This is a genomic window from Paracidovorax valerianellae (assembly GCF_900102625.1).
GTDB classification, from domain to species: Bacteria; Pseudomonadota; Gammaproteobacteria; order Burkholderiales; family Burkholderiaceae_C; genus Paracidovorax; species Paracidovorax valerianellae.
The window spans coordinates 26,525-47,171 of sequence record NZ_FMZC01000013.1; the positions used below are offsets into that span (position 1 = coordinate 26,525).

Sequence of the window (20,647 nt, forward strand, 5' to 3'; positions counted from 1 at the left end):
GCAGGCTTTCAGCGGGCAGAGGGGAGGGTGGGAGGCAAGTCGTCGCCGGCATGACCCAGCAGGCGGTCGATATCACTGGCGGCGCGGTGCGTGGCGGCCCGCGCGCGCAGCGTCTGGGTACGCACCTGCAGCAGCGTGCGCTGCGCATCCAGGGCTTCCAGAAAGCTGAACTTGCCCAGTTCGAACCCCTTGGTTGCCGACTGATAGGCGCCCTCTGCACCGGGCAGGGCATCGCGCTGCAGCGTTTCGGCTTCCAGGCGCGATGAGTGCATGGTTTCCAGCGCGGCATTCACTTCGGAAGCTGTCCGCAGTTCGGCGGACAACAGTTCGTCGCGAGCCTGTTCTTCCCGGCTCAGGGCCTCGGCCAGGTTGCCCTGGTTGTTGTCGAAGACGGGCAGCGGAATCGAGACGCCTACGATCCACTGGTTGCCGCCCACCTCCGGGCTGCGCTTGCTACCCAGCGTGACGGCAATGTCAGGCACTCGCTTGGCTTGCTCGAGCGCGGTCAGCGCGCTGCGCCGGTCGATCTCCAGGCGTGCCTGGACCAAAGCCGGTGCGTTGAACAGCCGCTCTTCAATCTGCAGAGAGGAGGGCGGTATGGGCAACGTGTCGAGCTGCCCCTCGGCCTGGGTGAACACCGGTTTCGAATTGCCCCACAGTGCGGCCAACTGTTGCTTGGCGGTGCGCAATGCGCCCTCGGCCTGCAAGCGCTCGACCTGGGCACCGGACTCGGCCACCTTGGCCTTCGTTTCTTCCAGGGGCGAGACCTTGCCTGCGATCACCCGGTTGCCCGCGGCATGCAGCGCCCGCTGCGCCAGACCTACGGAGTCCTGGGCCAGGCGCACGCGTTCCTGCGCAGCCAGCACTTCGAAGAAGGCGGTGATCACCGCTGCGCGGATTTCCGTTCGGCGTGCCAGGGCTACGGCGGTTGCTTGGTCGCGCGCCCGCTCGGCCGCTGTGATCCGGGCCGTTCGCTTGCCGCCGAGTTCGATGGGCTGGCTGATCTGCACCGTGGTTGTGCGGCGCTCCTGCCGCAGGTCTTCCACCGTGGTTTCCAGCACGGGGTTGGGCCGTGCGCCCGCTTGCCGGATGGCTCCGTCTGCTGCGTCGCGCGCACGTGCCGCCGCGGACAGCTCGGGGTTGTGCTGCCATGCCAGCGAAATGGCGGTGGCAAGGCTCAAAGGCTCGGCGGGCTCCATGGCGCGTGCCGATGCCGTGGACGAAAAAGAAAGGGGGGCGGTCTGGCTTTGTGAAAAGACCGGGAATGCCGCGAAAGCCATGACGGCCAGCGACACGAAATGCCTGTGCATCGAATTCTCCTGGGTTGCAAAACAACGGGCGGACGAATTCGGCGAGAGTTCTCAGCGAAGGGCTGTGATCAAGAAAAATGGCTGGCCGTGCCTGGAGTCTCTCGCCGAATCAGGCGGAGGTGGGCCAGGCAGGGCGGGTGGGCACGCCGGCCACGTGGGACCGGTAAGGCTCGGTGAGGGCTTGCGGCCTTTCGGGCGAGCCGCCCATCGCAGGCAGGTTGCCGGGATTGGACAGGGGCTGTGCCGTGCAGGCATGGCAGGCCAGACAGTCGTTGTCCGGGCTGCCAAGCAGAGGGTCCGAGGGAGCGTCGGCATCCTGTGCCGATGCGCCGGCCCCTGATGCGTGCTGGTGCTTGTGGTGGCCGAAGTGCGAGGCTTCTGCACTGCTCTCGTGCTGGCAATAGCCCGCTGCCGCCGCCCAGCTCGACTGGAACGGCATTGCAAACAGCAAAAGGATCATCAGCCAGCGGCGCATCGGGCGGGAGTATATCGATCGACCGGAAGGACCCGGCGCAGTGCCGGGCATTGCCTGCCGCCCTGGATTCCAGGACCGCAGGCGGCGATGGGTTCAGCCCTGGTGCGTTCAATGGTCACCGTAGCGCAGCAGGTTGGCCTTGGCGGCACGTGCTGCTTCCTCTCGCACTTGTTCGCGCGTCAGTGTGCTTTTGGCCGCTTCCTGCGCGGGTGCGACCAGGCCCCACTGCATGGCCACCAGCGTACCGTCCTTGCGGGCGGTGTTGAGTTCTGAGAGCACTTGTGCGCGGGGCGTCGCCTCGACGGCGTGCTGCGGATGGACCGTGTAGCCGGTCTCGGTCGGAGCGCTGTGGAGGGTATTGGATGCCGAAGCGCTGAAAGGCAGCAGGGCGGCAGACATCGTGGCAAGCAGAAAAACGGTGGGGGAACGGGTCATGGTCAATCTCCTGGTGGGTTGGCATCCGGCCCGAACTGCCGGGCCGGGATGCAGCCGAATGTTGTGTCGGCGTGAGGTCACTGTAGAAAGCCAATCGTCCCGTTGTCGGACGGACAGATGACAAATTCGTAATCTCCAGCCTGGTGCCCCGGCGATACGATGGCCCGATGCGCATACTGGTCATCGAAGACGAGCCCAAGCTGGGCGACTACGTCAAAAAAGGCTTGGAAGAAAACGGCTATGTGGTGGACATCGCGAGGGATGGCATTCAGGGCCGGTACCTCGCCACCCAAGGCGACTACTCCCTCGTCCTGCTCGATGTGATGTTGCCCGGCGTGGACGGGTTCGGTGTGTTGGCTGCCATCCGGCAGTCCAAGGGCGTCCCGGTCCTGATGGTCACGGCCCGCGACCAGGTCGAGGACCGCGTGAGCGGCCTGCAGCAGGGCGCCGACGACTATCTGGTCAAGCCGTTCGCTTTTTCCGAACTGTTGGCGCGGGTACAGGCGCTGCTGCGCAGAGGGCAACTGCAGGAACACACCGTGCTGAAGATGGCCGATCTGGAGCTCGATCTGGTGGCCCGCAAGTGCCAGCGCGCAGGGACGCGTTTGGACCTCACCGCCAAGGAGTTCGCCTTGCTCGCCCTGCTGATGCGGCGCCAAGGGCGCGTGTTGTCACGAACGACCTTGGCTGAACAAGTCTGGGACATGCATTTCGACAGTGAAACCAACGTGGTGGAAGTGGCTGTGCGCCGCTTGCGGGGCAAACTGGACGACCCTTTTCCAAAGAAGCTTTTGCACACCGTGCGAGGCATGGGTTACGTGCTGGAAGACCGGGGGCCATCGTGAGGCCATTCTTGCCATCGATGCAGCGCCGGCTGTCCCTCTGGTTCGCCCTGCAGACACTGATCGGCCTGAGCCTTCTTTGCGCCGCTGTCTACGGCGTAACGGCCTGGAATTTTCAGCAGAAGTCGCAGGAAGAGTTGGACCAGCAGGCGCGGTTGGCATTCCATCTGCTGAACGAACCCGGTCCGGGGAGCGATGCCCTGTCTCTGCAGCACAAACTGGAAGACTTTCTGTCCTCACACAGGAACGTGAGTCTGTCCATCGAACGGGAAGGAAGAAGGGTTTTCCACGCTGCGCCGGCTGCGGAGGGCGCCTGGATCTGGGCTGAATATCAGGAGGTCTTGAAAGGTGGAGGCGGGCGTGTCGAGGTGCACATCGGACTCGATGCGACCCAGGACGCTCGCCTGTTGCGCCGACTGCGGTGGACATTGGCCTTTGCCGTCGTGCTGGGTACTCTGCTGGTGTCCTTGACCGGCGCGCTCCTTGTGCGGCATGGTCTGCAGCCCTTGCGGCAATTGGCAGAGCGCACGTCCCGCATCACGCCAAACGTTCCCAGCGTGCCCATCGAAGCGCTGGAGTTTGACCAGGAGCTCCGTCCGTGGATTGCGCAGTTCAATGTCCTTGTGGCGCGGTTGGAGCAAGCCTATTCGCAATCCAAGGCGTTCAACGCGGACGTGGCCCACGAATTGCGGACGCCCTTGGCCAACCTCATCGCCTCGGCCGAGGTCGAGTTGGCCCGCCCTCGTTCCTCCCAGGACATGCATTTGCTGCTGCTCTCGAACCTGGAGGAGATTCGCCGGATGTCCGGCATCGTTGCAGACATGCTGTTTCTGTCGCGGGCCGATCGCGGCGAATTCCTGCGTACGCGTCAGCCGGCATGCCTGTCGGAACAGGCGTGCGCCGTGCTGGAGTTCCATGAAGCATCGTTGGAAGACGCGGGATTGCGGGGCGTCGTCGTTGGCGAGGCAACCGCGGCGCTGGATGTTTCGCTGGTTCGCCGGGCCCTTTCCAATCTGGTGGGCAATGCCATCCGCTATGCCGCGAAGGATTCCACCATCGTCGTGAGCATCCGCAGTGCCGACGATGGCGCGGAAATCGCGGTGGAAAACGAAGGGCCACCCATCGCGCCACAGGCGCTGGACAGGCTGTTCGAACGCTTTTATCGAGGCACGGCGGCCCGCGACGGCTCGGAACAGCACCACGGACTTGGTCTCGCCATCGTGGACGCAATCGCCCGAATGCACGGCGGCAGGACCTTCGCGCACAGCCAAGGACCCGTCACGCGCATCGGCTTCACCATCAGTGCGTCGATTGACGAAGCGACCGCGGCGGCGCAATGACCGAGCCTTTAGGGATTGCTCCGCCCTGCGAAGCAAAACCCGGGGCCCTCGCGGCGACTAGACGCCAGCAGCGTGCGCTTGCTGGTCCGCGTGATAGCTGGAACGCACCATTGCGCCCACGGCTGCGTGGCTGAAGCCCATCTCGTAGGCTTTTTCTTCAAACATCTTGAAGGTGTCTGGGTGCACGTAGCGGCGCACGGGCAAATGGCTGTTGGAGGGCGACAGATACTGGCCGATGGTCAGCATGTCGATGTCATGCGCGCGCATGTCGCGCATGACCTGGAGGATTTCCTCATCCGTTTCGCCCAGGCCAACCATGATGCCGCTCTTGGTTGGCACGCCAGGATGCAATGCCTTGAATTTCTTGAGCAGGTTCAGGCTGAACTGGTAGTCGCTGCCAGGGCGTGCTTCCTTGTACAGGCGAGGCGCGGTTTCCAGGTTGTGGTTCATCACGTCGGGAGGCGCTGCCTTGAGGATCTCGAGCGCCCGGTCGTCGCGGCCGCGGAAATCGGGCACCAGGATTTCGATCTGCGTGGTGGGTGAAAGCGCGCGAATGTGTTGAATGCACTCGACGAAATGGCCGCTGCCACCGTCGCGCAGATCGTCGCGGTCCACGCTGGTGATCACCACGTACTTCAGGCGCAGCTGGGCAATGGTCTTGGCCAGGTTCAGCGGCTCGTCCTTGTCCAGTGGGTCAGGGCGTCCATGGCCCACGTCGCAGAAGGGGCATCGCCGCGTGCACTTGTCGCCCATGATCATGAACGTGGCCGTGCCCTTGCCGAAGCACTCACCGATGTTGGGGCAACTCGCCTCTTCGCATACCGTGTGCAGCTTGTTCTCGCGCAGGATGTCCTTGATCTCGTAGAAGCGCGTTGTGGGGCTGCCCGCCTTCACCCGGATCCATTCTGGTTTCTTGAGCACCTCGCCCTGTTCGACCTTGATCGGAATGCGCGACAGCTTGGCGGCAGCCTTCTGCTTGGCCAGCGGGTTGTAGGCGGCGGTGGTTTGCGCTTCGCGCACGACTTCGGGAGTGCTCATGACAGATAGTGGTCAGGGGGCCAGGCGGACGGCGAGCTGCTTGCTCAGCACTCCGGCGGCTTCTTCCCAGGTGGTGTGGACCCCGATTGTAGAAAGGTCCACCGTTTTCAACCCTGCGTAGCCGCAAGGGTTGATTCGCGAGAAGGGTTCCAGGTCCATATCCACGTTGAGCGCCACACCGTGGTAGGTCCGGTGGCGGGACACCTTGATCCCCAGCGCTGCGATCTTTCCGAGCCCGGAAAAATCGGGTGCAGCATCCGCTGCCAGCGGCGGGCCGTCAGCCTTTCTCGGACGCTGTGGCAGTTGGGCATGGCTGCCAGGGTCGTCCAGGCGCACGTAGATGCCGGGTGCTCCGGCCACCCGATGGCCCGTCACGCCGAAGTGCATCAATGTTCGGATCACGGCCTCTTCGATGCGGTGGACGTATTCCTTGACGAAATAGCCGGCACGCTGAAGGTCCAGCAGCGGGTATGCCACCACCTGCCCGGGGCCGTGGAATGTCACCTGACCGCCACGGTTGGTGGCTACGATGGGGATATCGCCGGGGGCGAGCAGGTGATCGGCTTTGCCGGCAAGTCCCTGTGTGTAGAGGGGTGTGTGCTGGCAGATCCACAGGGCATCAGGGGTGTCCGGGGTGCGCTGCTCGGTGAACGCCTGCATGGCCTGCAGGGTCTCCACGTAATCCGCAAGGCCCAGGTGGCGAATCTCCATGGCGGGCTTAAAGCACCACCTTGACCATCGGATGCGAGGACAGTGCGCGGTACAAATCGTCCAGTTGCTCGCGGCTGGTGGCCGTGATGGTGATGGTCACGCCCAGGTAATTGCCCGCGCGACTGTCGCGCAGCTCGACGGTGGAGGCGTCGAAGGTGGGGTCGAACTGGCGAGCCAGCTCCGTGATCGCATGGACGAATCCATCCACCTTCTGGCCCATGACCTTGATGGGAAATGAAGAGGGGTATTCGATCAGGGAATCCCTGCGCGGATCGGCTGGAGTTTCGCTGGCAGAGGCAAGGTCGGAAGGAGGCTGTGTCATGGCTGAGATCGGTTAAGTGACGAACTGAGCGCTATTTTGATAGCGTCCGGGCTGCCAGGCGCAACCCGAGAAGCGCACCGCCATAGGGCAACTCACGTTGGCCTGTCACCACAACGGAGCAGACCCCCGCCCGCTTTCATACCGACCTGAGAGGTCATTGCTGGATGAAAGTGGTTTTTACTTATAATCAGGGGCTTTGTGAAAGTTTCGGTCTGTAAAGAGAGCGTCATTCCTCAATGAAAACAAACGCTCCCGACACCGAAACTGAGGCTGAAGATTCTGACTTCAAGCCCCTGTCTGCCGAAGAGGCCGCGCAGTGGCGCAAGCGTCACCCGCGTATCTCCGTATGGCGGATCGTCTTGGGTCAGACACTGATCGGAGCGCTGGCGGCCCTGGTGGCATGGCTGGTCTCCGGCAAGTCGAATATGGCTTGGTCTACCGGATATGGCGCGCTGGCGGTCGTTCTGCCTGCAGCCTTGTTCGCACGTGGCGTGGCACGACATCAAACTTCCGCAGGAAGTGCGATGACGAGTCTTTTCGGGTGGGAGTTGGTCAAGATTGCAATGACCGTGGCTATGTTGGCGGCGGCACCCCGGCTGGTTCCGGGACTGAGTTGGCTGGCATTGCTGGCTGGCATGGTAGTGACGATGAAAACGTACTGGATCGCCCTCATGGTGCGGCCCGGTGTCCGAAAAACCGATTGATATTGATAGAAGAGTTGTCCGATGGCCGCAGAAGCGCATGCACCGACTGCCAGTGAATACATCGTTCACCACTTGCAGCATCTCCAGAACATCAAGCAGAAGTCCATCGTCGATTTCTCCGTGGTGAACTTCGATTCCGTGATCGTGGGTTTGGTTCTCGGTTTCATCGCACTTTTTGTCTTTTGGCGTGCCGCGCGCACGGCGACCTCCGGCGTGCCGGGTCGCTTCCAGGCCGCGGTGGAAATCCTGGTCGAGATGGTGGACAACCAGGCCAAGGCCAACATCCACAACGCCGAAAGCCGCAAGTTCATCGCGCCCCTGGCATTGACCGTCTTCGTCTGGATTTTCCTGATGAATGCCATGGACATGCTGCCGGTCGATCTGCTGCCCGCCATCTGGGCCCAGATCTACGGTGCCGCCGGCCACGATCCACACCATGCCTATCTGCGCGTGGTGCCCACCGCCGATCTGTCCACGACCCTCGGCCTGTCGTTCGCCGTTCTGGTGCTGTGTCTGTACTACAGCGTGAAGATCAAGGGCCTGGGCGGCTGGGCGCACGAATTGGTCACGGCACCTTTCGGCACCAGCAAGAATCCCGTCTTCGCCCTGATCCTGGGCGTGGTCAATCTGCTCATGCAGATCATTGAATACATTGCCAAGACCGTGTCGCATGGCATGCGGCTGTTCGGCAACATGTACGCTGGTGAGTTGGTGTTCATGCTGATTGCCCTGATGGGCGGTGCTGCTGCCATGTCGCTTTCCGGTGTGTTGCTCCCTCTGGGGCACATCATTGCAGGCTCGATCTGGGCGATCTTCCACATCCTGGTGATCACCCTGCAGGCCTTCATTTTCATGATGCTTGCGCTGATCTATCTCGGCCAGGCGCATGAAGCTCACTGATCCTTTCCCTTTCTTTTTCAACCTTCCTTTCTTTTCATCCTAGGAGTCATCATGGAAAACGTTCTCGGTCTCGTCGCTCTGGCTTGTGGTCTGATCGTGGGTCTCGGCGCTATCGGCGCTTCGATCGGCATCGCACTGATGGGTGGCAAGTACCTCGAAGCGTCTGCTCGCCAACCTGAGCTGATCAACGAACTGCAAACCAAGATGTTCATCTTGGCCGGTCTGATCGACGCCGCATTCCTGATCGGTGTGGCCATTGCGCTGCTGTTCGCTTTCGCCAACCCCTTCGTCCTGGCCTAAGCTCCGTTCAACGCCCAACTAGAAAGGTGTTGCCGTGAGTATCAACGCGACCCTGTTCGTTCAGGCCATCGTCTTTCTGATTCTGGTGCTGTTCACGATGAAGTTCGTGTGGCCCCCGATCGCGAAGGCCCTGGACGAGCGAGCCCAGAAAATCGCCGATGGCCTCGCTGCCGCCGACCGTGCCAAGACCGAATTGACCGCTGTGAACCAGCGCGTCGAGAAGGAACTGGCCCAGACGCGCAACGAAACGGCATCGCGTATTGCGGACGCCGAGCGACGCGCTCAGGCCATCATCGACGAGGCGAAGGCCCGTGCGACCGAGGAAGGCAACAAGATCGTCGCCGCTGCCCGTGCAGATGCCGAGCAGCAGTCGATCCAGGCCCGTGAAGCCCTGCGCGAGCAGGTGGCTGCGCTGGCCGTCAAGGGTGCCGAGCAGATTCTCCGCAAGGAAGTCAATGCTGGCGTCCACGCCGACCTGCTGAACCGCCTGAAGACCGAGCTGTAAGGAGCCAAGCAACATGGCAGAACTCGCCACCATTGCCCGCCCTTACGCGGAAGCCCTGTTCAAGGCCAGCGCGTCCCAGCCGGGTGCCGACCTGAACGGCACCGTGGCCTGGGTGGAAGAAGTGGCGGCGATTGCCGCCAATCCGCAAGTGCGCCAGCTGGCGGACAACCCCAAGGTGACCTCCGACCAAGTGTTCGATGTCATCACGGGCGTGGTCCGTAGCGCGCTGCCCGAGGCAGCACGCAACTTCCTGCGCGTCATCATCGAGAACGGCCGTGTGGATGCCCTTCCCGAGGTGGCTGCCCAGTTCCGTGCGCTGGTGAATCGGCGAAACGGTTCTTCCGATGCCGTGGTGTTCAGCGCATTTCCGCTGGATGCCGCCGCGTTGTCCGGCCTGGACGCAGTGCTCGAAAAGCGCTTCGGCCGCAAGTTGAATGTCTCGGTACAGGTGGACGAATCCCTGATCGGCGGCGTTCGCGTAGTCGTGGGAGACGAGGTGCTCGACACCTCCGTCAAAGCCCGTCTGGAACAAATGAAAGCGGCCCTCACTGCGTAAGCGGCTTGAGGTCTCGGCTAACCAAAGAAAGAAGGAAAGAGTCATGCAACTCAATCCCGCAGAAATTTCTGAACTGATCAAGAGCCGCATCGAAGGTCTGGCAGCCAGCAGCGATATCCGCAATCAGGGCACCGTGGTGTCCGTGTCCGACGGTATCGTGCGCGTGCACGGTCTGTCCGACGTGATGCAGGGCGAAATGCTGGAGTTCCCGGCCAACAAGGAGGGTGCGCCTTCCTACGGCCTGGCACTGAACCTTGAGCGCGATTCCGTCGGCGCCGTGATTCTGGGCGAGTACGAGCACATCTCCGAAGGCGACACCGTGAAGTGCACGGGCCGCATTCTGGAAGTGCCCGTCGGCCCCGAACTCGTGGGCCGCGTGGTGAACGCACTGGGCCAGCCGATCGACGGCAAGGGCCCGATCAATGCCAAGCTCACCGACGTGATCGAAAAGGTCGCTCCAGGCGTGATCGCCCGTAAATCGGTGGACCAGCCTCTGCAGACCGGCCTGAAGTCGATCGACTCCATGGTGCCTGTGGGCCGTGGCCAGCGCGAACTGATCATCGGCGACCGCCAGACCGGCAAGACCGCTGTCGCGATCGACGCGATCATTGCCCAGAAGGGCCAGGGCGTGACGTGTATCTACGTCGCCATCGGCCAGAAGGCTTCGTCCATCAAGAACGTCGTGCGTGCTCTCGAGCAAGCCGGCGCGATGGAATACACCATCGTGGTGGCCGCTTCGGCTTCCGAGTCCGCCGCCATGCAATACGTGTCGGCCTACTCCGGCTGCACGATGGGCGAGTACTTCCGCGACCGCGGCGAAGACGCCCTGATCGTGTATGACGACCTGTCCAAGCAGGCTGTGGCCTACCGCCAGGTTTCGCTGCTGCTGCGCCGCCCGCCAGGCCGCGAAGCCTATCCCGGCGACGTGTTCTATCTCCACAGCCGCCTGCTGGAGCGTGCAGCCCGCGTGAATGCCGACTACGTCGAAGCCTTCACCAAGGGTGAAGTCAAGGGCAAGACCGGTTCGCTGACGGCACTGCCGATCATCGAAACGCAAGCCGGCGACGTGTCCGCTTTTGTGCCTACCAACGTGATCTCGATCACGGACGGCCAGATCTTCCTGGAAACCAGCCTGTTCAACGCCGGTATCCGCCCTGCCATCAACGCCGGTATCTCGGTGTCCCGCGTGGGTGGTGCAGCGCAGACCAAGCTGATCAAGAACCTGTCCGGCGGTATCCGTACCGACCTGGCCCAGTACCGTGAACTGGCTGCGTTCGCGCAGTTCGCTTCCGATCTGGACGAAGCCACCCGCAAGCAGCTGGACCGCGGTGCCCGCGTGACCGAACTGCTCAAGCAAGCCCAGTACAGCCCGCTGCCCATCTCGCTGATGGGTTCGACGCTGTTCGCGGTGAACAAGGGCTTCATGGACGACATCGACGTCAAGAAGGTGCTCGAGTTCGAACACGGCCTGCACCAGTTCCTGAAGTCCAGCTACGGCCCTCTGCTGGCCAAGCTGGAACAGGCGAAGGCCATGGACAAGGACGCTGAGGCCGAATTGACCGCCGCCATCGGCGCGTTCAAGAAGTCGTTCGCCTAAACCGAACGAGGAATCATCATGGCAGCAGGCAAGGAAATACGCGGCAAGATCAAATCGGTGGAAAACACCAAGAAGATCACCAAGGCCATGGAAATGGTGGCCGCGTCCAAGATGCGCAAGGCGCAGGACCGGATGCGCGCGGCCCGTCCTTACAGCGAGAAGATTCGCAACATCGCCGCCAACCTCGGCAAGGCCAACCCTGAGTACGTTCATCCTTTCATGAAGGAAAACGATGCGAAGGTGGCCGGTGTCATCGTGGTGACGACCGACAAGGGCCTGTGTGGCGGCATGAACACCAACGTGTTGCGTGCCGTGACCACCAAGCTGCGCGAACTGCAGTCCGCTGGCGTGTCCACCGAAGCCGTGGCCATTGGCAACAAGGGCCTGGGTTTCCTGAACCGCGTCGGTGCCAAGGTGGTTTCGCATGTCACCGGTCTGGGCGACACGCCGCATCTGGACAAGCTGATCGGCCCCGTCAAGGTGCTGCTCGACGCTTACGCCGAAGGCAAGATCAACGCGGTGTACCTGGGGTACACCAAGTTCATCAACACCATGCGGCAGGAGTCGGTGGTGGAGCGTCTGCTCCCCCTGTCTTCTTCCCAGATGGAAGCCGAGAAGACCGAGCACGGCTGGGACTACATCTATGAGCCCGACGCGCAGAGCGTCATCGACGAGCTGCTGTTGCGCTATGTCGAATCCCTGATCTACCAGGCCGTGGCGGAAAACATGGCCTCCGAGCAGTCGGCGCGCATGGTGGCCATGAAGGCTGCCACCGACAACGCAGGCAGCGTCATCGGCGAGTTGAAGCTGGTCTACAACAAAACGCGCCAGGCAGCGATCACGAAAGAACTTTCGGAAATCGTGTCCGGCGCTGCTGCTGTGTAAACAGACAGCTCAACCCACATTTATTTGGAGCAAAAAATGGCTCAAGTGCAAGGCAAGATTGTTCAATGTATCGGCGCCGTGGTGGACGTGGAGTTCCCGCGCGACCAGATGCCCAAGATTTACGACGCCCTGAAGCTCGACGGTTCCACCCTGACGCTGGAAGTGCAGCAGCAGCTGGGCGACGGCATTGTGCGCACCATCGCACTGGGCTCGTCCGACGGCCTGCGCCGCGGCATCGTGGTGACCAACACCGGCAACCCCATCACCGTGCCCGTGGGCAAGGCGACGCTGGGCCGCATCATGGACGTGCTGGGCGCGCCCATCGACGAGCGTGGTCCGGTCAGCCAGGACCTCACGGCATCCATTCACCGCAAGGCCCCTGCGTACGACGAACTGTCGCCTTCGCAAGAGCTGCTGGAAACCGGCATCAAGGTGATCGACCTGGTCTGCCCGTTCGCCAAGGGCGGCAAGGTGGGCCTGTTCGGTGGCGCCGGCGTGGGCAAGACCGTGAACATGATGGAACTCATCAACAACATCGCCAAGGCCCACAGCGGTCTGTCGGTGTTCGCTGGTGTGGGCGAGCGGACCCGCGAAGGCAACGACTTCTATCACGAGATGGCCGACTCCGGCGTGGTGAACCTCGAGAAGCTCGAAGACTCGAAGGTCGCCATGGTGTACGGCCAGATGAACGAGCCCCCAGGCAACCGTCTGCGCGTGGCGCTGACCGGCCTGACGATCGCCGAGTCGTTCCGTGACGAAGGCCGCGACGTGCTGTTCTTCGTGGACAACATCTACCGCTACACGCTGGCCGGTACCGAAGTGTCCGCACTGCTGGGCCGCATGCCTTCCGCCGTGGGCTACCAGCCAACGCTGGCCGAAGAAATGGGCCGCCTGCAAGAGCGCATCACGTCCACCAAGGTCGGTTCGATCACCTCCATCCAGGCCGTGTATGTGCCAGCGGATGACTTGACCGACCCATCGCCTGCCACGACGTTCGCTCACTTGGACTCCACCGTGGTGCTGTCGCGTGACATCGCTTCGCTGGGTATCTACCCCGCCGTGGACCCGCTGGATTCGACCAGCCGCCAGCTCGACCCGCAAGTCGTGGGCGAAGAGCACTACGCGGTCGCCCGCGGTGTGCAGGGCACGCTGCAGCGCTACAAGGAACTGCGCGACATCATCGCGATTCTGGGCATGGACGAACTGGCGCCTGAAGACAAGCTGGCCGTGGCCCGCGCCCGCAAGATCCAGCGTTTCCTGTCGCAGCCGTTCCACGTGGCCGAAGTGTTCACGGGCTCGCCCGGCAAGTACGTGCCCTTGTCCGAAACCATCCGTGGTTTCAAGATGATCGTGGCCGGCGAATGCGATCACCTGCCCGAGCAGGCGTTCTACATGGTCGGCACGATCGACGAAGCCTTCGAAAAGGCCAAGAAGGTCGCGTAAAGCGGCGCAATCGGCGGCCCTGCCAGGGGCGTTGATCGGCATGCGCTGCAGGGGCGATGGTTCGCATCTGCAGCAGGCATGCCGGCCAGCCGGACGGGCCACCGATTTCTAGCTTTCCCGACTTTTGGAAGGAACCACCATGAACACCATTCACGTCGATGTCGTCAGCGCCGAGGAGTCCATCTTCTCCGGCGAGGCACGGTTCGTCGCTCTGCCCGGCGAGGCCGGTGAGCTGGGCATCTATCCCCGCCACACCCCGCTGATCACGCGCATCAAGCCGGGCTCGGTGCGCATCGAGATGGCCGACGGCGGCGAAGAGTTCGTCTTCGTGGCCGGTGGCATTCTGGAAGTGCAGCCCCACCGCGTGACGGTGCTGTCCGATACCGCGGTGCGCGGCAAGGACCTGGACGACGAAAAGGCCAACCAGGCCAAGGCTGCTGCCGAAGAAGCCGTCAAGAACGCCAAGAGCGAGCTCGACCTGGCCAAGGCGCAATCGGAACTGGCCGTGATGGCCGCGCAGATCGCTGCGCTGCGCAAGTTCCGCCAAAAGCGCTGATCGAACGAACGACCGGGCGGCTTTCCGCCCCGTTCGCTACCAAAGCCGCCTTCGGGCGGCTTTTTTCATGGCCGATCGAATTTCCACGGCTGGAGTTCGTGCGCAGGACGGCGACTAGCGGCCTCCGGCGCCCTGGGTAGGCGTCGGCTGACAGGGGCATGCGGCGTTCCTCACCTGGGATGCGAAAGGGCGGGCGCTAGCATTCGGCATGCAAGCGCACACAGCACTTCCTTCTACGTACGGCGCATTGGGCGGCGGGGTCAGACAGGTCGCTCGTCGGCGCTTCTCCCCTTTCGCGAAAGCAAGCGGCCATGGCACGCGGTGAGGTCGATCTGATCGTCGCGCGCCCCGAAGGCCTGTACTGCACGGCGGGCGATTTCTACATCGATCCGTGGCGGCCGGTGCACCGGGCAGTCATCACGCATGGCCATTCGGACCATGCCCGCGTCGGGCACGCCCACTACCTGGCGCACACCGACAGCGAAGGTGTGCTGCGGGCCCGGCTCGGCGCCGATATCGCGCTGCAGACGCTGGCCTACGGCGAAACCATCGAACACCACGGCGTGCGCCTGTCGCTGCACCCGGCGGGCCATGTGCTCGGGTCGGCCCAGGTGCGGCTGGAGCACGGCGGCCGGGTGTGGGTGGCCTCCGGCGACTACAAGACCGAAGCCGATGGAACCTGCGCGCCGTTCGAGCCCGTGCGCTGCGACACGTTCATCACCGAATCGACCTTCGGCCTGCCCATCTACCGCTGGCCCACGCAGCCCGTTCTGTTCGCCGATATCAACGCCTGGTGGCGCGCCAACGCAGAGCAGGGCCGGCCTTCCGTGATGCTGTGCTATGCGTTCGGCAAGGCGCAGCGCATCCTGCACGGCGTGGACCGCAGCATCGGGCCGATCGTGGTGCATGGCGCGGTGGAGCCGCTCAATGCCGTGTACCGCGCGGCGGGCGTGGACCTGCCGCCCACCTTCCGCGTGACCGACCCGGGCGTGGACGCGCAGATGCTCAAGACCGCGCTGGTGGTCGCACCGCCGTCCGCCCAGGGCACGCCGTGGATGCGCCGCTTCGCGCGCCATGCGGATGCCTTCGCCAGCGGCTGGATGCAGCTGCGCGGCACCCGCCGCCGCCGGGGCGTGGACCGTGGCTTCGTGATGTCGGACCACGCGGACTGGCCCGGTCTGCAGCGCGCCATCGGCGCGACGGGCGCTGAGCGCGTGTTCGTCACGCATGGCAGCGTGGCCGTGCTGGTGCGCTGGCTGTGCGAGCAGGGGCTGGAAGCCCAGTCGTTCCACACCGAGTACGGCGACGAGGACGATCAGGACTCCGCCGCACCGGGCGGCGTGCCAGGCCAGCCCAGCGCGGCCGATGCCACGGACGGCGCCGACGCCGCCGCCAACCCCACCGCTATTGCAGCGCCGGGTGGAGACGCCTCGCCCGTGATTGAGACAGCCGCTCCGGAAGGCCACGACATTCCGCCACACCCCCTGCCATGAAGGACTTCGCCGCGCTGTACCGCGCGCTCGACGCCAGCACCTCCAGCCTCGCCAAGCAAGCGGCGCTGCAGGCCTATCTGCGGACCGCGCAGCCGGCGGATGCGGCCTGGGCGGTGTACTTCCTGGCGGGCGGCAAGCCGCGGCAACTGGTGCCGACCAAGCTGCTGCGCGCCCTGGCCCGTGATGCGGCCGGCCTCCCCGAGTGGCTCTTCGACGAAAGTTATGAAGCGGTGGGCGATCTGGCCGAAACCATTTCGCTGCTGCTGCCCGCACCGGCCGAGGTGCAGGCACTTGGCCTCGCGGACTGGATGGAGTGGCACCTGCTGCCGCTGCGCGGCATACCGCCCGAGGATCTGTCCAGCACCCTGCGCGCGCAGTGGGCCGGCCTCGCGGTGGAGGAGCGGCTGGTGTATTTCAAGCTCATCACCGGGGCCTTCCGCGTGGGCGTGTCGCGGCTGCAGGTCACGCAGGCGCTGGCTGCGGTCAGTGGCGTGGACCCCAAGCGCATCGCCCAGCGGCTCATGGGCTACACGCACATCGGTGCGCGCCCTGGCGAGGCCGACTACCTGCGGCTCGTGGCGGCGGAAGGCGAGGAGGGCGATGACGCCGCCGTGGGCGAGGCGCGGGGGCATCCGTACCCTTTTTTCCTCGCGCACCCGCTGCAACTGCCGGTGTCGCAGTTCGACAAGGTGCTCGGTCCGCCATCGCAATGGATCGTGGAATGGAAGTGGGACGGGATCCGCGCCCAGGTCGTGCGACGCGCCGCCAGCGCTGCGACCGATTCCGTCGATCCCGCCAATCCTGCAGCCGCCGCCACCACCTGGATCTGGTCGCGCGGCGAAGAGCTGGTGAGCGACCGGTTCCCCGAACTGCAGGCCCTGGGCGACGTGCTCCCTGACGGAACGGTGCTCGACGGCGAGATCGTCGTGTGGCGCGCCGCCGAGGGCGATGCGGTGGCCCATGTGCGGCCGTTCGCCGATCTGCAAAAGCGCATCGGCCGCAAGGCGCTCACCCCCAAGCTCCTGCGCGAATTGCCGGTGGTGCTGCTCGCCTACGATCTGCTGGAAGAGGGCGGCGAAGATCTGCGCCGGCTGCCCCAGTCGGTGCGGCGCGAGCGGCTCGATGCGCTCTTGGCGCGCGTGTCGCACCCGGCGCTGGTGAGCAGCCCCGTGCTGCAGGGCGAGAGCTGGGAAGACCTGGCCCGCCAGCGCGAACAGGCGCGCTCCTTGGGCGTGGAGGGCATGATGCTCAAGGCCCGGAGCGCCGAATATGGTGTGGGCCGCACCAAGGACGTGGGCACGTGGTGGAAGTGGAAGATCGACCCTTTGAGCATCGACGCGGTGCTGATCTACGCGCAACGCGGCCATGGGCGCCGCGCCAGCCTGTACAGCGACTACACCTTCGCGGTGTGGGACGGCCCGCCCGGCACGGAAGGGCGATCGCTCGTGCCGTTCGCCAAGGCGTATTCGGGCCTGACCGATGCCGAGATGGCGCGGGTCGATGCGGTGATCCGCAAGACCACGGTGGAGACCTTCGGGCCGGTGCGCAGCGTGCGGCCGACCCTGGTGTTCGAGTTGGGCTTCGAAGGCATCGCGCGCAGTTCGCGCCACAAGAGCGGGATCGCGGTGCGGTTTCCGCGCATGCTGCGCTGGCGCGAAGACAAGCCCGTGGAAGAGGCGGATTCGGTGGACACCCTCGCGGAGCTGTTGCCGCGGTCGGACCCTTGAGACGGAGCCGCGCCATGCCGTTCGTGGGCGGAAAGCACCGCGCCTTGACCGCATTTCTGGGCCGTGGCTGGGGCCGCATCCTCGCCCGGCGCCCTGCGGCGTGGACCCGGCCCCATCGAAGCGGCGCGCTGCGGAGCAAGGCGTCTTTGCTGACGGCCACCTTGCGATGCGCGGCGGGCCATCTGCGCGGCTTGCGACTGGTGGAGGCCGTGCGAACCGGGTGGGCCGCGCTGCGGTCACGGCGCGCGCCACCGCAAGTCCGCCGGCCGCTGCGCGCCTCGGTGCCCTTTGGCCGCAACGCATGGGCCGCCCGCCTGTCACCGAGCCTGCGGCGCGCTCGCCCGGGGCGGGCGATTCCCTCGTTCGCGAGCGCCTCGTGGGGGCCGCTGCTGCGCGGAGGCGGTCGATGGCAGTAAGCCCCCTCACCGTGCAGCGCGCCGTGGCCGACTGGTTCGGGCAGCGGGGGTGGAAGCCGTTCCCGTTCCAGAAGCAGGTGTGGAAGGCGATGGCCGAGGGGCGCTCGGGGCTGCTGCACGCCACCACCGGCGCGGGCAAGACCTACGCCGTGTGGCTGGGGGCCCTTCAGGCGCTGGCGGGGCCCGCCAAAGACTTTGAGTCAAATCATGCTCCATCGCAATCAGCACTAGGGGGTTCTGCTATAAAAAAAGTAGCGCCTCCCGCGCGGGGGCGCGCTGCCACCGCTGCGCCGCTCACTGTCCTGTGGCTCACGCCGATGCGGGCGCTGGCGGCCGACACGCTCAAGGCGCTGCAGGCCCCGCTCGACGCGCTGGCGCCGGTGCACAGCGGCGTGGCCCGCTGGACGGCGGGTGCGCGCACCGGCGACACCGCCAGCGGCGAGCGCAGCGCGCAGTCGCGGCGGCTGCCCACGGTGCTGGTCACCACGCCGGAAAGCCTGTCGCTGCTGCTGGCGCGGGGCGATGCGCGCGAGGTCCTGTCGTCCGTGCAACTGGTCGTGGCCGACGAGTGGCACGAGCTGCTGGGCAACAAGCGCGGCGTGCAGGTGCAGCTGGCCATCGCCCGCCTGCAGGGATGGAACCCCGCGCTGCGCGTGTGGGGCATGTCGGCCACGCTCGGCAATCTGCAAGAGGCCATGCAGACCCTGCTGGGCCAGCCGCCCGGACCGCAGCAAGGCGGCTCCGGCGAAGGCGTGCTGGTGCAGGGCCGCGTGGACAAGCGCCTGGTGGTGGACACGCTGCTGCCCGATCACCCCGAGCGCTTTTCTTGGGCTGGTCACCTGGGCCTGTCGATGCTGCCTGCCGTGGTGCGAGAGCTGGCCGGCACGCGCACCACGCTGGTCTTCGTCAACGTGCGCTCGCAGGCCGAGGTCTGGTACAAGGCCATCCTCGACGCGCGGCCCGACTGGGCGGGCGAACTGGCCATCCACCACGGCTCGCTGGATCGTGGCGTGCGCGAATGGGTCGAGGCGGGGCTCAAGGAAGGGCGTTTGCGCGCGGTGGTGTGCACCTCCAGCCTGGACCTGGGCGTGGATTTTCTGCCCGTGGAGCGCGTGCTGCAGATCGGCTCGGCCAAGGGCATCGCGCGGCTGCTGCAGCGCGCCGGGCGCTCCGGGCATGCGCCGGGCCGGCCGTCGCGCATCACCCTCGTGCCCACCCACAGCCTGGAACTGGTCGAGGCCGCCGCCGCACGCGCCGCGGTGCGTGCCGGGCAGGTGGAGATGCGCGCCTGCCCCCGCCGTCCGGTGGACGTGCTGGTGCAGCACCTCGTCACCGTGGCGCTGGGCGGCGGCTTCGAGCCCGAGTCGCTCTATGCCGAAGTGCGCCGCACCGCCGCCTATGCCGACCTGCCGCGCGGCGTGTGGCAGTGGTGCCTGGACTTCGTGCACCGGGGCGGCCCCTCGCTCGCGGTGTACCCCGACTACCGGCGCGTGGTGCCCGACGAAGACGGCATCTGGCGCATGCCCGATGCGCGCCTGGCGCGGCGCCATCGCTCCAACATCGGCACCATCGTGAGCGATGCCAGCATGGCCGTGCAGGTGCTGCACGGCGCTCGCCTGGGCACCATGGAAGAGAGCTTTCTCTCGCGCCTGTCGGCCGGCGACTGCTTCGTGTTCGCGGGCCAGGTGCTGGAGATGGTCAAGATCGAAGACATGACCGCCTATGTGCGCCGCGCCGCGCGCGGCCGTCCCACCGTGCCGCGCTGGGCGGGCTCGCGCATGCCGCTGTCCACCGTGCTGGCCGACTTCGTGGTGCGGCAACTGGCCCTGGCCGCAGCGGGCGACTACACCTCGCCCGAACTGAAAAGCGTGCGCCCCCTGCTCGACGTGCAGCAGCGCTGGTCCGCCCTGCCCACGCCCGGCACGCTGCTGGCCGAAACGCTGCATACGCGCGAAGGCTGGCATCTGTTCCTGTACCCCTTCGCCGGGCGGCATGCCCACACCGGCCTCGCCAGCCTGTTCGCCTGGCGCGCGGCGCAGGGCGAGGCCGGCACCTTTTCCATCGCGGTGAACGACTACGGCCTGGAACTGCTCAGCGCCACCGAGCGCGACTGGGCGGCCCTGCTGCCAGAGCTGCTGAGCACGCGCGCCAGCCGGGCGGCTCTTGAGGCGGACGCAGCGGTCGCGGCGGACCATATCGACGCACCTGCGGCCCTGGCAGAACCTGCCGCCCTGCGCCTGCCCGCCAGCGAGGCCCTGGCCATCCGCAACACCGCCAACGCCGCCCGGGCAGAGGCCGACGATGCCGCAGGCCATCCCTTGCCCGATGCGCCCAAGAGCGATCCGGACCGCCATGCCCTGCTGCACGAAGTGCTCGCCAGCCTGAACGCCACCGAAATGGCGCGCCGGCGCTTTCGTGAAATCGCGCGCGTGTCGGGCCTGATCTTCCAGAGCCACCCGGGCGAGCGCCGCAGCGCGCGCCAGCTGCAGGCGTCGTCGCAACTGTTCTTCGAGGTCTTTCGCAAGTACGACACCGCCAACATGCTGCTGCGCCAGGCGGATGAAGAAGTGCTGAGCCAGGAGCTGGACGTGGCCCAGTTGCTGGCCGCGCTGCGCCGCATGCAGGCCCAGCAGCTCGTGGTGCGGCCGCTGTTACGGCCCAGCCCGTTCGCCTTTCCGCTCATGGTCGAGCGCTTTCGCGAGAAGCTCACCAACGAGCACCTGGCCGACCGCATCGCCCGCATGCTCGAACAACTGGACAGCGCCGCTGACGCGCGCGGCGCGGCGGCCGACGCCGTACCCCGCGTGCAGGACGTGGTGCCACCCGACCCGCCGCTGCGCCCACGCAAGCGCACCAAGGCTGTGGTGGCCACGGTGGCAGCGCCCGCCGCGCCCGACGATCCCTTGCAGGCTGCGGCAGCCGAGGTGCGCCGTACGCTCGACTTTTCGCTGACCTCGGCCGACGAGTCCGCGCCGGGCGGCCCGCCCAAGCGCCGGCGGGAGCGAAAGCCCTCCCGGCCGCTGCCCCGGCTGTGAGCGGGGACAATTCCGACCCGTGCCGCACGCCCTTCGTTTTCTCTCCATTCCCACCGC

21 protein-coding genes are annotated in these 20,647 nt (G+C 65.4%); 15 read left to right on the forward strand and 6 right to left on the reverse strand.

The window, feature by feature from the left end:
• Positions 1–8 precede the first annotated feature (8 nt).
• The 3 genes from BLT03_RS17910 to BLT03_RS17920 all read right to left on the reverse strand — a co-directional run bounded on the left by BLT03_RS17910 (position 9) and on the right by BLT03_RS17920 (position 2,220).
• On the reverse strand, positions 9–1,310 hold the full coding sequence (locus tag BLT03_RS17910; RefSeq protein ID WP_092745129.1) for a TolC family protein: 1,302 nt from the start codon (positions 1,308–1,310) through the stop codon (positions 9–11).
• A 109-nt stretch (positions 1,311–1,419) separates the two neighbouring features.
• Positions 1,420–1,785: a cation efflux protein, CzcI family gene (gene czcI, locus BLT03_RS17915; protein WP_092745130.1), complete on the reverse strand. Its 366-nt coding sequence runs from the start codon at positions 1,783–1,785 to the stop codon at positions 1,420–1,422.
• 108 nt (positions 1,786–1,893) lie between these two features.
• Positions 1,894–2,220: a DUF4148 domain-containing protein gene (locus BLT03_RS17920; protein ID WP_139160438.1), complete on the reverse strand. Its 327-nt coding sequence runs from the start codon at positions 2,218–2,220 to the stop codon at positions 1,894–1,896.
• Between the two features lie 167 nt (positions 2,221–2,387).
• On the opposite strand from BLT03_RS17920, the gene BLT03_RS17925 reads away from it, so the two are divergent.
• On the forward strand, positions 2,388–3,065 hold the full coding sequence (locus BLT03_RS17925; protein WP_092745132.1) for a heavy metal response regulator transcription factor: 678 nt from the start codon (positions 2,388–2,390) through the stop codon (positions 3,063–3,065).
• 17 nt (positions 3,066–3,082) lie between these two features.
• Positions 3,083–4,402: a heavy metal sensor histidine kinase gene (locus BLT03_RS17930; RefSeq protein ID WP_092745133.1), complete on the forward strand. Its 1,320-nt coding sequence runs from the start codon at positions 3,083–3,085 to the stop codon at positions 4,400–4,402.
• Positions 4,403–4,459: 57 nt separating this feature from the next.
• Here the strand turns inward: BLT03_RS17930 and lipA are convergent, their stop codons facing one another.
• Genes lipA through BLT03_RS17945 form a run of 3 tightly spaced genes read right to left on the reverse strand, consistent with a single transcriptional unit; the run spans position 4,460 to position 6,473 of the window.
• Positions 4,460–5,440: a lipoyl synthase gene (gene lipA, locus BLT03_RS17935; protein ID WP_092745134.1), complete on the reverse strand. Its 981-nt coding sequence runs from the start codon at positions 5,438–5,440 to the stop codon at positions 4,460–4,462.
• Between the two features lie 12 nt (positions 5,441–5,452).
• Positions 5,453–6,151: a lipoyl(octanoyl) transferase LipB gene (gene lipB / locus BLT03_RS17940; protein ID WP_092745135.1), complete on the reverse strand. Its 699-nt coding sequence runs from the start codon at positions 6,149–6,151 to the stop codon at positions 5,453–5,455.
• Between the two features lie 7 nt (positions 6,152–6,158).
• Complete coding sequence (locus BLT03_RS17945) at positions 6,159–6,473, reverse strand: YbeD family protein (RefSeq protein ID WP_092745136.1); 315 nt, start codon at positions 6,471–6,473, stop codon at positions 6,159–6,161.
• Between the two features lie 236 nt (positions 6,474–6,709).
• Between BLT03_RS17945 and BLT03_RS17950 the strand changes: the two genes are divergently transcribed.
• The 13 genes from BLT03_RS17950 (at position 6,710) to BLT03_RS18005 (ending at position 20,590) form a co-directional block, all read left to right on the forward strand.
• The gene (locus tag BLT03_RS17950) at positions 6,710–7,177 is read left to right on the forward strand and encodes an ATP synthase subunit I (RefSeq protein ID WP_092745137.1); all 468 of its coding nucleotides are present in this window, start codon (positions 6,710–6,712) and stop codon (positions 7,175–7,177) included.
• A 21-nt stretch (positions 7,178–7,198) separates the two neighbouring features.
• A complete protein-coding gene (gene atpB, locus BLT03_RS17955; protein WP_092745138.1) occupies positions 7,199–8,077 on the forward strand; it encodes a F0F1 ATP synthase subunit A in 879 nt (292 codons plus the stop codon).
• 51 nt (positions 8,078–8,128) lie between these two features.
• Complete coding sequence (gene atpE, locus BLT03_RS17960; RefSeq protein ID WP_092745139.1) at positions 8,129–8,377, forward strand: F0F1 ATP synthase subunit C; 249 nt, start codon at positions 8,129–8,131, stop codon at positions 8,375–8,377.
• A gap of 34 nt (positions 8,378–8,411) precedes the next feature.
• Positions 8,412–8,882 (forward strand): F0F1 ATP synthase subunit B, encoded by a 471-nt coding sequence (locus BLT03_RS17965; protein ID WP_092745140.1) that lies wholly within the window; start codon positions 8,412–8,414, stop codon positions 8,880–8,882.
• A gap of 13 nt (positions 8,883–8,895) precedes the next feature.
• Positions 8,896–9,438 (forward strand): F0F1 ATP synthase subunit delta, encoded by a 543-nt coding sequence (locus tag BLT03_RS17970; protein WP_092745141.1) that lies wholly within the window; start codon positions 8,896–8,898, stop codon positions 9,436–9,438.
• Between the two features lie 43 nt (positions 9,439–9,481).
• A complete protein-coding gene (gene atpA, locus BLT03_RS17975; protein ID WP_092745142.1) occupies positions 9,482–11,035 on the forward strand; it encodes a F0F1 ATP synthase subunit alpha in 1,554 nt (517 codons plus the stop codon).
• A gap of 18 nt (positions 11,036–11,053) precedes the next feature.
• On the forward strand, positions 11,054–11,920 hold the full coding sequence (atpG, locus tag BLT03_RS17980; RefSeq protein ID WP_092745143.1) for a F0F1 ATP synthase subunit gamma: 867 nt from the start codon (positions 11,054–11,056) through the stop codon (positions 11,918–11,920).
• 36 nt (positions 11,921–11,956) lie between these two features.
• Entirely contained in the window at positions 11,957–13,363 is a 1,407-nt protein-coding gene (gene atpD, locus BLT03_RS17985) for a F0F1 ATP synthase subunit beta (RefSeq protein WP_092745144.1), read from the forward strand.
• A 139-nt stretch (positions 13,364–13,502) separates the two neighbouring features.
• Positions 13,503–13,919: a F0F1 ATP synthase subunit epsilon gene (locus BLT03_RS17990; RefSeq protein ID WP_092745245.1), complete on the forward strand. Its 417-nt coding sequence runs from the start codon at positions 13,503–13,505 to the stop codon at positions 13,917–13,919.
• A gap of 311 nt (positions 13,920–14,230) precedes the next feature.
• Positions 14,231–15,412, forward strand: coding sequence for a ligase-associated DNA damage response exonuclease (locus BLT03_RS17995; RefSeq protein ID WP_092745145.1), 1,182 nt, complete (start codon positions 14,231–14,233; stop codon positions 15,410–15,412).
• A complete protein-coding gene (locus tag BLT03_RS18000; RefSeq protein WP_092745146.1) occupies positions 15,409–17,139 on the forward strand; it encodes an ATP-dependent DNA ligase in 1,731 nt (576 codons plus the stop codon). Before BLT03_RS17995 ends, BLT03_RS18000 begins: the two co-directional genes overlap by 4 nt.
• A 44-nt stretch (positions 17,140–17,183) precedes the next feature.
• Positions 17,184–17,555 (forward strand): hypothetical protein, encoded by a 372-nt coding sequence (locus BLT03_RS24060; protein WP_139160439.1) that lies wholly within the window; start codon positions 17,184–17,186, stop codon positions 17,553–17,555.
• Entirely contained in the window at positions 17,546–20,590 is a 3,045-nt protein-coding gene (locus tag BLT03_RS18005) for a ligase-associated DNA damage response DEXH box helicase (RefSeq protein WP_092745246.1), read from the forward strand. Before BLT03_RS24060 ends, BLT03_RS18005 begins: the two co-directional genes overlap by 10 nt.
• Positions 20,591–20,647 lie beyond the last annotated feature (57 nt).